This window comes from Arachnia propionica (assembly GCF_003932785.1).
Lineage (GTDB): Bacteria > Actinomycetota > Actinomycetes > Propionibacteriales > Propionibacteriaceae > Arachnia > Arachnia propionica_B.
In genome coordinates this window covers 41,083-52,249 of the sequence record NZ_RQYT01000017.1, presented here as the reverse complement: position 1 = coordinate 52,249, position 11,167 = coordinate 41,083, and the positions used below count along the sequence as shown (strand labels likewise).

The window sequence follows — 11,167 nt, the reverse complement described above, 5'->3', positions numbered from 1 at the left end:
GGGATCTTGCCTTCCACACGGGCAAGCTTCGCGCTCAAACTAGCTGAGGCACCGACCCCACCCACGCGCTCAAACTAGCTGAGGCACGTCGGGGTCTTGACGCGAGGTCGGCCCTGGCGGCTACCATGGGGGCATAAACACCGGCCCCTCTCTCGGCAACCGGCCTTGCGCCACCTGTCGTGCATGGGTCGGTTTTCCTTTGGCACCATAGTGTGATGCGCTACACCAAGCCCCACCGGCCTTACGACCAGCAGGTTCGTCTCCTGGCCTCTCGGGGGCTGGACGTTGGTCGTGAAGGCGATGCGGTACGGGCGCTGAAGCGGATCGGCTACTACCGCCTCTCGGCCTACACCTACCCGATGAGGGCCTTCACCACCGACGATGCTGGCAACGTGCACCGCTCGGACGACTTCGTGGCGGGCGCGTGCCTGTCGGATGCCGTGGCGCTCCACGATTTCGACCACCGGCTTCGACGCACCTTGTTGCCTGCCATTCAGTCACTGGAGGTCGCCCTTCGCACAAAGGTGGGCTACCACTTGGGGAAGCACGGACCCCTTGCCCACCTGGACTGCAGCGGCCTTGACCCCCAGCGATGCAATGCAGTGTGGCACGGACTCGACCACGCACGGTCGAAGTACGACACCTGGCGCAGCGAGTACGACTCCTTGCAGCGTAAAGCAGACCGCGAGGATTACGTGGTCCACTTCGTCACCAAGTACGACGGTGATGTGCCGGTGTGGGCCGCAACCGAGTTCATGACGATGGGCTGCCTGATAGGGCTCTACCGGATGATGCAACCCAAGGATGCGCGGCGCATCGCGGAGGAGGTTGGGGTCAAGAATCAGCAGGTGTTGTTCGGCTGGCTGAAGGCCCTGAACGTACTCCGCAACCACTGCGCTCACAACGCGCGCATCTGGAACAGGAGCACCGTTTACCCACCGGACAAGATCAACAGGCGCATGGTGGGACAGGAACTGCACCACCTCGTGTCTGCCGACACCAACAAGGTCTACTTCCTGACGGCAGTCTTGGCCTACTTGCTGCGGCATGTCCATCCCGACTCGCGCTTCGCCAGTGATCTGCGGACGACCATGGGCAAGTTCCCCTCGGTGCTCGGATGGACACCTGAGAGCACCATGGGCTTCGTAGAGGGTTGGTTGACCGAGGAGTTGTGGAGCATCCACTGACCCCCTCCACAACTCCACTTGCGCTCGACCGTCGTCCATACGCCGTCTTCGCTCTGTCCAAGACCGGTGCAGACGGGCGGCATCAGCACACACCGTCGACCCCGACGCCGTGACGGCTACCGGGCAGGAAGAACCGAAACGCAAGGGCGTCTTCTGCGGGTGGGACCTGCACCTCTCGGTGAATGTTCCCGAGATCGGCGGGCAGGCCCGACCGGGACTGATCCGGGGCACATCCCTCTTCCCTGCTGGCACCTTCACAGCAGAGGGTGGGCTGGCACTCATCGCTGCATCGCTGCCGACCGCGGGCCCACCACGGTCCTGGTCGACCGTGATACGCCTACCTCGACACCGAAACCATCGACGATGGCAAGGGTTTGGTTGTGGAGCATAGGGGACTCGAACCCCTAACTTCCACCTTGCAAAGGTGGCACTCTACCAATTGAGTTAATGCCCCGAGTACCTCGACAGCATAGCCGCTGTCGAGCGGGAGCGCGAAGTTGGGGACATCCGTCCGGGCCCACCCCGTCCCGCTGCGCCCGCGCCCTGGTCCGGTCACGAATCGCCGGTTCACTTTGCTTGAAACGTTTCAATCTTGGTCTCGCGGAAGCAGAACGGCGGTTCGTGCCTGCCGGGGGGCGAGGACGACGGGGGAGCGAGGTCGACGGGAGGGCGGGGTCTCAGGACGGGTGGTTCAGGACGGGTGGGTCAGCAGTTTCGCGATCTGCTTGGCCGCGCGGATCGCCTTCGACGACGAGCTGCGCTCGGCCAGGGCCGTGATCGCCGGCAGGGGCGGCATCCGGGGAACCTCCGGGAGGTAACGGAGCACGGCCTCCAGCGTCGTGTGGGCCTCCTTCGGCAGTGGATCCATCGCGGCGATCTCCTCCGCCACCTCGGTCAGCAGCGGCCAGGCCAGCTGCAGCCCGCCCAGCTCGGCCGCCTTGACGAGCACCCGTGCTGTTGGCAACGGGTTCCGTTGACCGCGCCACCACCACTCCTGCCACCAGGGTGAGTGCCATGCCTGGACGAGATCGTCGGCCGTGACCCGGCCCTCGTCCCAGAGGGTGACCAGGGCCGTCGCCATCTCCTCTTCCTGCTCCCGCTGTCCGGTCGCCGTCAGGACCATCGCTGCGAAGGAGCCCAGTGCTCCGAGCCGGGGCACCGATCCGCCGATCGCCATCAACCAGGACGCGGCGGACCACTGCCTTCGGGACCGCAACAGATGTCCCCACGCCTGGCCGGGATGGCGGGGCAGCAGCCGGACACCCCACCCGAAGTCGGTCAGCCCTGGTCTCCACCACGGCGAACGATTCCACGGCACTCCCAGATCCAGAACATCCAGCAGAGGCGACTCATCGCCCACCACCTTGAATCCGTGACGCTGCCCCTTCAGCATGCGCTTGAGCAATGACTGTTCCGCCACCATCAGGCTCGGCTCTCCGGGTGGGGAGGCCCGCCACGCTGAGATCGTCTCCTCGGCGACGGGGACGGGCGAGCCGTCGTCGTCGAAGACCCGGCCCAACGCGACGTGGAGGTCCGAGGCGACTGGCTCCACCCCGGCCTCCCGGTACCGTTCGAGCCGCGCCACCAGCACCGGCCAGGCGAGATGGCCATCCGTGTGTGTCGGAGTGGACAGCAGGCACGGGATGTCGCCGACCGCGCGCAGAGCGTCACGGAACCTGGCCGCGGCCCAACGGTCCAGGCCGTCCCGCCATCCGGGCAGAGGGAACCTGCCGTTGCCGTGCTCCGCCTCGACCCAGATGTTCAGCAGGGTCCTCGGTAGCGACTGATTCACGTTGGCCGTCAGAGCGTCCTCCACCAGGACAGTGGTGGCCGCCCGGCCGTGCTCATGCCCATGAGCCACGAGTGCGGCCAACACCTGCTCCATCCAGAGGAGCTCCTCTCCACCCACCGCGAGGTCATCCTGCTCCACGGCTCGGCCCAACAGCCCGGACAGATCCGAGGCCCTCACCTCGTCGAGCTCCACCACCTCCGGCAGCGACGGCTCCTGCCACAGCCCGAGCCCCACCGTCGCGGTGCCGCCCCAGGCCTCGGTGAGTCCCGCCGCCAGCCTCACGATCTCCGCGTCCGGGTCCGCGGTCGCCGTCGCGACGAGCTCCACCAGCTCCGGCGACGGCGCGTCGATCCGCTTCAGCGCCCGCAGGACCTGCCGCCGCATCAGCTTCTCCTTGCGGCTCAGCACCTCCGGGGCGAGGGCCGCCAGCCGCTCGGGTGTGGCGTCGGGCAGCAGCTGCGCCAGCAGCTCCTTCACGACGGTGGAGTCGAGGAGGGAGATGAGGGTGACCAGCAAGTCGGCCTTCTCGTGGAGGCGGGGCAGCAGCCCCAGGTCCTCCAGCCACATCATGAGGTGACGCTGGTTCGCGGGCCGCTCCAGGCGGGCGACGGCGCGCACCAGGGCGTCGAGGAGGGCGTCGTCGTCGATGGGTTCGACGGTGCGCAGCTCGTCGATCCTCACCCGCCGCCGGTGCTCGTCGCGGGTGAGGAAGGAGCCCTGGAACGCCTCCGGGGCGGCGCAGGCGGCGAGGAAGTACTCCTGCCAGCGCACGCCCGGGCGGGGGAACGGGTCACCCGCCACCCAGCCCCGCCAGTAGCGGGGATCGGCGGGCAGCGGCAGGTCGAACAGGACCGGGAACCGGTGCGCCAGTGTGCTGGAACGAACGGCGTTGTCAGCGGAGGAGTACGAGCGTTCGCAGTACTCCGTCAGCCACTGCTCGCCGCGTCGCGCGAAGAGTTCCAGCACCGCGTCGCGGGTGGCGGGATCGTCGAGGAGCGGCAGCAGATCCCGCTTGTCCGAGTGCTTGAGGAACTGCAGCGGGGTCAACGGCAGGGCGGCCGCGACGACGTGGAGGCGCGACTGGGACCGGTCCCTGGCGCCATGCGACGGCGCCCGCTGGCCGGGCTCGGTCTCCTGCCAGATCCGCTTGCCCAGGTCGCTGAGCCGCTTCGCGGCCGAACCGGACGGCGCCGGGAGGTCCCGGAGCAGCGGGACGATCTCCTGCATCGAACGTTCGGTCAGGACGAGGTCCTCGATTCGGTCCCACGCTGTGTCCATGGCCGAATCCTAGGGCCCGCCCCCGTCAGGGGATCTCGGAGTCGTCCCCGCACCCTTGCGGCCCCGCGGGGCAACGCTTAGGCTGCTGTCAACGACAAGGGATCAACGTCGATACCCGATGGGAGGTGGGGGTCGTGAGAATCCACGCACTGGTCGCCCTAGGGGCCGTGCTCGCCCTGAGCGCCTGTCAGAGCGACGCCGCCGCCCTGCTCGACGTGCTGCGTCGCGAGTCCATCTCCAAGACCGACTGGGAGGGACTCGCAGTCGTCTCCACCGAGGAATCCCGGCCCGACAAGGACAAACCCGGCCAGCCCCATGTCACGAGGTGCTTCTCCCTGGAGGTCGACGGGGACACCGCCGTCTCCCAGGTGCTGGCGACCGCCCGTTCCGAGGGATGGACGGAGCAGGCCGACCTCAGCACCCCGAACACCGTCGTCGCCCACAAGTCGCACGGCTCCGACACGCTCGTGCTCCTCGTCGACGCCCACGCCGACGAGTGCCCCGGGCCGGGGCTGAGGGTGACCCTGACCTACCAGTGAACCGAGGAGAACCATGACCGCAGCCCGCCGCCTGACCACGTTCCTCGCCTGTCTCATCGCGGCGGTGCTGATGCTCGGCACCGTGCCGTCCCACGCCGACCCCCGCGCGGGGCAGCAGCTCAGCGTCGTCGTCCTCGGTGACTCCTACTCCGCAGGGAACGGGGCCGGGTCGTACTACGGGCCGCAGGGCTCCTTCCGCAGCCGCGCCAACTGGGGCCACCGCTACGTCGACTGGCTCAACGGGCAGGGCGTCCACGCGAACCTGACGGTGCTCGCCTGGTCCGGGAACACCATCGACGACGTCATCCGCAACCAGATCCCTCAGGTGCCGCGTCAGGCCGACCTCGTCATGCTCACCATCGGCGGCAACGACGCGGGCTTCGCCAGCATCCTCTCCGAGTGCTTCGTCGTCGGGATGCGCGACGCCACCGACTGCCGCGACGCCGTCGACCGGGCGCGCACCTTCGTGCGGGGGGACCTGAAGGACCGGATGCTCCGGCTGCTCCGCGCCCTCGACGAACGGCTGACCGGCGACCACGCGCGGATCGTGCTCATCGGCTACCCCCACCTCAGCCTCGACCGTCCCGGCTACGTCCTCAGCGAATGCCTCCGACGCAGCTGGGGTCGGTGCAAGGAGCGGCTGAACTACCCGGCCGCGACGGAGGTGCGCTCCGTCGGCGCCGAGGCCGCGCAGGCCCAGGCCGCCACCGTCGCCGAGTGGAACGCCGGGTCCCGGCAGCGGGTGAGCTACATCGACTCGGTGCAGTCGGCGTTCGCGGGTCACGAACCCGACCCCAGCTCCGGCTCCCGCAACGACTATCGCTGGCTCAACGAGTTCCTGGAGACCGAGGGGCGGCTTGGGGAGTCCGGGCGCACCGAGTCGCGGTTCTCGTGGGAGTACCAGGAGTGGTACCACCCGAACCTCATCGGTCACGACCAGCTGGCCGCCCAGCTGCGCAACCGGGTCGGGGTGCCGGACAGCACCCGTCCGGTGACCCTCGGCCACGTCGCCACCCTCGACGACGACGCCCGTCCGGCCGCGGCCGAGCAGCCCTTCGCCTGGATCCAGGGGCCGTATGTCCTTGCCACGGGGGAGTCGGTGACGTTGGACGGCCGGGCCTCCTTCACCCCGTCCGGGACCCTCGACCGCTTCGAGTGGGATCTCGACGGCGACGGCGTCTTCGAGGTGGAGGGCGGCCCCACCCTCGACCACAGCTGGCCGGACGAGTTCGTCGGGGAGGTCGCGCTGCGGGTGACCGACTCGCAGGGCCGCACCGCCGTCGGTACCGCTGAGGTCGATGTCAGCAGCGACGGCGACGGCATCCCCGCCGCCCAGGACAACTGCCCGGATGCCGCGAACCACGGGCAGGAGGACCACGACGGCGATGGCGTCGGGGACGTGTGCGACGCGGACCCCGGTATCCCCACCACCGACAAGGAGGGGATCACCGAGGCCGTGGAGGACGTCCCGAGCCCGGCACCCAGCCCGACCCCGACCCCGGGAACCCCAGCACCGGCCCCGTCGGCCACCGCGCCGGGGAAGGCCCCGGAGCGGCAGCCGTCCGAGCCGACGCGCAGGTCGCGCCCGGGGCTGCCCGCTACGGGCAGCTGACCCGCCAGCCGAGCAGCGGGGTGACCGGCTCGCCCGCCATGGCGCGCTGCAGGTCGTCGCGGAGGTGGGCGCAGTCGTCGGCGAACAGGTCCTTCCACCAGGGGCCCTCGAGGACCGCGTCGAGACCCGCCATCGACAGGTGGAACACCCCCTGCCGCCACGCCCGCGCCGCCCGACGCGGCTCCGGGTCGTGTCGCAGGTGCCACAGGGCGTACTCGATCGCCCTGTTCCCGGCCTGCTCCCAGCCGTCGACGGGTTCGACCCCGAGGGCGACCGCCGTCGCGAGGTTGTGGGTGGTGGCGATCTGCTGCCGCTCGATGATCGCCCCGTGCACCGCGACCGACCATTCGCCGGGCCGCCAGGTCGGAGGGGCCGCCGTGAGGCACCAGCGGGTGAACGCGGCGGCGTCGACGCGGCTCAGGAGGTCGGTGTCGAGGCCGTAGTAGCGCTCGTACAGGGTGCCGCGCAGCAGCGGGGCGGCCTCGCGGGCGGCGCGGGCGAAGGTGGGGCTGAAGGCGCACTCGAAGATGTCGGCCGCCAGTTCGCGGGTCCACGGGAGGTCGTCGCCCGCCTGCCGGGTGAGGTGGTCGAGCTCCTGGATCAGCTGGTTGGGGAAGGGGGTGAAGGGGTAGGAGGCGAGGGCGCGGGCCGCGAGGTCGCAAGCGGCCCGGCGGAGCGCGTCGGGGTCGTGGTCGGCGCCGGGGAGGTCGCGGATCCACGGTAGCTCGTCGAGTCCCACCTGGTGGCGCAGGTCGGTGAGCAGCAGGCTGCGTCGACGACTGAAGGCCAGGTGGGTGGCCCCGAGGAGCCGACCCACCCGGACGTCACGTCCCTCCCGCAGCCGCCAGGCCGTCACCTGGGGCGCGACCTCGGCCAGCACCTCGCACGACGGGATGATGCCCCGGGAGTGGGCGAGCAGGCGGAGGGGGCGCGCGACGGCCCGTTCGAGACTGAGTCCGAGACGTTCGGGCACCTCGGTGCCCGCTGGGACGCGGGCGGTGGCCTCGTCGACGGTGATGGGCGCGGTGAGGTCGTCGAGGAGGTCGTCGGGGATGCCCTCGTCGTCGCGGAGCTCGGAGAGACGGTCGGCGAGGATCGCCCCGATCTCCGCGTGCAACGGCCGGGATGCCTGGGCGTCCTGCTCGGCGCGGAGTCGACGGGCGCGGTCGCTGTGGGGGAGGCCCCGTTTGCGTTCGATGTCGTCGAGGACGCGGCGTGCCCGCCGCGAGGGCCACGGCGCGGAGCCCAGCTGCTCCAGCTCCTCGATGAGCAGGGGCAGGTTCTCGCCCCGCCGCCGGTACTTGCGGCAATGGGGGTGGGTGCGGAGCGCGTCGCGGTACATGGCGACGAGGCGGGCCGCGCGTTCGAGGTCGGCGGGGCGGGGCTCGTCCCGGGTGAGGAGTTCGGCGAGGAAGGTGACCACCTCGTCGCGCAGCGGGATCCAGACGGTGAGAGCCTCCTGCTGCGCCAGCACCTTCCAGGGTGTTCGGAAGCCTGCCAGGTCGGCGCGGGCGCGGGCCACGGTGTGGCGGTGGACGGTGCCGGGTGTGGCGGTCGATGGGGTGGTGGCGTGCGGCACGAACCGCAGTCGGTCGCGGAACGGTGCGAGTTCCGCGATGAGGCGGGCCGCCCGCTCCTCGTCGCCGCGGTCGTGGAGCAGCGCCACGGCCATGAGGGCGGTGTGCTCGGAGAGGTGGGCGGAGAAGGCGTCGTCGTCGAGGAGGGAGAGGAGGACGGCCCGGCCCTCGGGGCTGATCCACCAGTCGAACAGGGCGCGGCGGGTCCGGGGCAGGCCGAGCTCGTCGGCGAGTTCCGCCTCGTCGGGGTCGAGGGGGTTGGCTGCGAGGGCACGCCCGGTGACGAAGCCGCCGCGCACCACCTCGGGGGTCACCCACACGGGGAGGTCCTCGACGGGGGTGCGGCTGCCGATCCGGAGCCTGCCGGACAGCATCCCCGCGAGCACCTCACGCCACCTCGAGCCGCGTTCCACGGCGCAGCGCCGGGTGTCGGCGTCGGGGTCGTTCTCGGCGCGGCGCGCCTTCTCGGCCATCCCGACCACGTGGTCGATGAAGCCCATGTCGTCTCCTCGGGGAATCACGTCGGCAGTGCTGAATCTACAGCGGTCCCGTCGCTGGAGGTCGTCCAGGCCGGTCCCCCACCTGGCCGCCTGTCCTGCGTGGAGCTCCTGGATCAGCTGGTTGGGGAAGGGGGTCACGAATCGCCGTTCTGCTTCGCTTGAAACGTTTCAAACGGGGCCTCGTGGACGCAGGGCGGCGGTTCGTGCCGGTGGTCGGGGTGGGTCGACGGGTGGCGCGTCGGTGCCCGTCGACCGCCTTGTCGGGAGGCTGCCGTGCCGATCCTCGTGACGATCCCCTCTCCGCGCACCCTCTGAACTTTGCTCTGGCTGAACGGATGGCAGGCCAACCTTGGTGTACCGCGGGGTGAGCCATCTTGAAATGAACCTTTAGGCTGGAGACATGTCTGAGCAGAAGAAGCCGAAGGCCCGGCGCGGCAAGCCCCGCGCCCGCAGGATCCTCGGGCGGATCGCCCTGGGGTTCCTGGCGCTGTTCGTCCTCATCGGGCTCACGGGAGTGGGCACCTTCTTCTACCTCTACGCCACCACGAAGCTGCCCGACCCGAACAGCGATTTCACCACCAACACCACCTTCATCTACTACCGCGACGGTGAGTCGCAGCTCGGGTCGCTGGCCGTGCAGAACCGCGTCACCCTCGACTACGCCGAGATGCCGCAGGTCATGAAGGACGCGGTGGTCGCGGCGGAGAACTCCTCCTTCTTCACCGACCCCGGCTTCTCCATCTCCGGCATGGCCCGGGGCATGTGGAACATCCTGCGCGGCGGCGAGGTCCAGGGCGGCTCGACGATCACCCAGCAGTACATCAAGATCCTCTACCTCACCTCCGAACGCAGCGCCCAACGCAAGGTCCGGGAACTCATCCTCGCCATCAAGATGGGCCGCGAGGTGCCGAAGGAGAAGATTCTCGAGGGCTACCTCAACACCATCTATTTCGGACGCGGCGCCTACGGCATCGAGGCCGCCGCACGCTCCTTCTTCCTCAAGTCCGCCGCCGAACTCAGCCTCTCCGAGGCCGCCGCCCTCGCCGCCATCCTCAACAACCCGGCCGGGTTCAACCCCTCCGGCGGTGAGAAGCACCGCGAACGCCTCCTCGGCCGCTACCAGTACGTGCTCGGGCAGATGCTCGCCGAGGGCTACATCACCCAGGCCGACCACGACGCCGTCCACGGGGCCCTCCCCGAGTTCCCCGAGGTCCCCAAGTCCGACCGCTACGGCGGACCCAAGGGCTTCCTCGTCTCCCAGATCGAGGCGGAACTCGAATCGCTCGGCTTCGCCGAGGAGCAGGTCCAGGGCGGCGGCCTGAAGATCGTCACCACCCTCGACAAGACGATGCAGGACCACGCCGTCGCCACCGCCCAGCAGTACACCGAGCAGGCGGCCGCCGACGCCAAGACCCCGCAGGACCCCGCGCAACTGCACGTCGCCCTCGCCTCCGTCGACACCGCGACGGGCGGGGTGCTCGCGATGTACGGCGGCCCCGACTACGTCGAGAACTCCCGCAACTGGGCGACGACCCCCCGCCCCGCCGCGTCGACCTTCAAGACCTTCGCCGCCATCGCCGGGCTGCGCAACGGCTACACCCTCGACAGCATCCTCAAGGGCGACACCTTCACCCCGCGCGGCGACCCGGTGCCCATCCGCAACGAGTTCAGCCACCAGTACGGCGACGTCACCCTCCGTCGCTCCATCGCGGAGTCCATCAACACCGCCTTCGTCGACATGACCCAGGAGATGGACAACGGCCCCCAGGAGGTCGTCAAGGCCGCCAACGACGCGGGCGCCCCGGAGGGCCCCGGCTGGGACCTCAACAACCGGATCGCCCTCGGTGCCGCCGAGGTCAGCCCGCTGAACATGGCCAACGCGTACGCCACCCTCGCCGACTCCGGCCGGTACAAGCCCACCCACTTCGTGACCAAGGTCACCGACCGGCACGGCAACGTCCTCTACGAGGCGAAACACGAACCCGCCCAGAACATCGACGCCAACGTCGCGGCGCACGTCACCGACGCCCTGACCTCCGTCGTCTCCGAGGGCACGGGCAAGAAGGCCTCCGCGCTCGACCGGCCGGTGGCGGGCAAGACCGGGACCAACGGCGTCGACGACACCATCACCTCGGCGTGGTTCGTCGGCTACACCAAGCAGATCTCCACGGCCGTCATGTACGTGGCGGGCGACTCCGGCAACGAGGACCTCGAACCGTACAAGCGGCCGCAGGACCAGACCTTCTTCGGCTCCTCCTACCCCCTCATGACGTGGGTGGACTACATGACGACCGCATCCGAGGGGATGGAGAAGCTCGACTTCGACACCCCCGAACGGCTGAAGGGACAGTCCGCCTCCCCGACGGCGACCGCCGAGCCCAGCATCGTCGAGACCACCGAGGAGCCGTCCGAGACGGAGACCGAGGCACCAGTCGCCTCCGCCGAGCAGACGGAGCCGCAACCCGCGCCACCCACCACCGCCCAGGCCACGGCGTCGGCGCCCCCGCCGGATGAACCCCGCCCCTCACCCACGTCCAAACCCACGAGGTCGGCGGCCCCGACGGCGGAGCCCAGTTCACCCGTGGAACCGAGGCCGACCCCGACGCCCAGCCAGGAACAGCCCGAACCCCCCGATGAGGAGCAGGACGGAGGTGACGATCCCGCGCCCGGGAACCGGTAGGT

At 69.8% G+C, this 11,167-nt stretch carries 6 protein-coding genes and 1 tRNA gene; 4 read left to right on the top strand and 3 right to left on the bottom strand.

Annotated features, from left to right (window positions below; genetic code table 11):
* Window positions 1-215 precede the first annotated feature (215 nt).
* The gene (locus tag EII35_RS08645; RefSeq protein WP_125228066.1) at window positions 216-1,187 is read left to right on the top strand and encodes an Abi family protein; all 972 of its coding nucleotides are present in this window, start codon (window positions 216-218) and stop codon (window positions 1,185-1,187) included.
* Window positions 1,188-1,568: 381 nt separating this feature from the next.
* Here the strand turns inward: EII35_RS08645 and EII35_RS08640 are convergent.
* Together EII35_RS08640 and EII35_RS08635 are read right to left on the bottom strand one after the other, a co-directional pair.
* Window positions 1,569-1,641, bottom strand: a tRNA-Ala gene (locus EII35_RS08640).
* 237 nt (window positions 1,642-1,878) lie between these two features.
* Window positions 1,879-4,257: a DUF7824 domain-containing protein gene (locus EII35_RS08635; protein WP_125228065.1), complete on the bottom strand. Its 2,379-nt coding sequence runs from the start codon at window positions 4,255-4,257 to the stop codon at window positions 1,879-1,881.
* Window positions 4,258-4,391: 134 nt separating this feature from the next.
* Between EII35_RS08635 and EII35_RS08630 the strand changes: the two genes are divergently transcribed.
* Window positions 4,392-4,796: a hypothetical protein gene (locus tag EII35_RS08630; RefSeq protein ID WP_125228064.1), complete on the top strand. Its 405-nt coding sequence runs from the start codon at window positions 4,392-4,394 to the stop codon at window positions 4,794-4,796.
* Window positions 4,797-4,809: 13 nt separating this feature from the next.
* Window positions 4,810-6,408 carry a GDSL-type esterase/lipase family protein gene (locus EII35_RS08625; protein ID WP_125228063.1) on the top strand — a complete coding sequence of 533 codons (1,599 nt, stop codon included), beginning with the start codon at window positions 4,810-4,812 and terminating at the stop codon, window positions 6,406-6,408.
* On the opposite strand, the gene EII35_RS08620 is transcribed toward EII35_RS08625, so the two are convergent.
* Complete coding sequence (locus tag EII35_RS08620) at window positions 6,395-8,623, bottom strand: hypothetical protein (protein ID WP_125228062.1); 2,229 nt, start codon at window positions 8,621-8,623, stop codon at window positions 6,395-6,397. The two genes, EII35_RS08625 and EII35_RS08620, sit on opposite strands and share 14 nt — an antisense overlap.
* 262 nt (window positions 8,624-8,885) lie before the next feature.
* Here EII35_RS08620 and EII35_RS08615 point away from each other — a divergent pair, with 262 nt between their 5' ends.
* Entirely contained in the window at window positions 8,886-11,165 is a 2,280-nt protein-coding gene (locus tag EII35_RS08615) for a transglycosylase domain-containing protein (RefSeq protein ID WP_125228061.1), read from the top strand.
* The last annotated feature ends 2 nt before the right edge of the window (window positions 11,166-11,167 follow it).

Coding starts and splice junctions, on each gene's coding strand:
- EII35_RS08645 (WP_125228066.1), top strand. CDS start 216: ATGCGCTACACCAAGCCCCACCGGCCTTACGACCAGCAGGTTCGTCTC.
- EII35_RS08635 (WP_125228065.1), bottom strand. CDS start 4,257: ATGGACACAGCGTGGGACCGAATCGAGGACCTCGTCCTGACCGAACGT.
- EII35_RS08625 (WP_125228063.1), top strand. CDS start 4,810: ATGACCGCAGCCCGCCGCCTGACCACGTTCCTCGCCTGTCTCATCGCG.
- EII35_RS08615 (WP_125228061.1), top strand. CDS start 8,886: ATGTCTGAGCAGAAGAAGCCGAAGGCCCGGCGCGGCAAGCCCCGCGCC.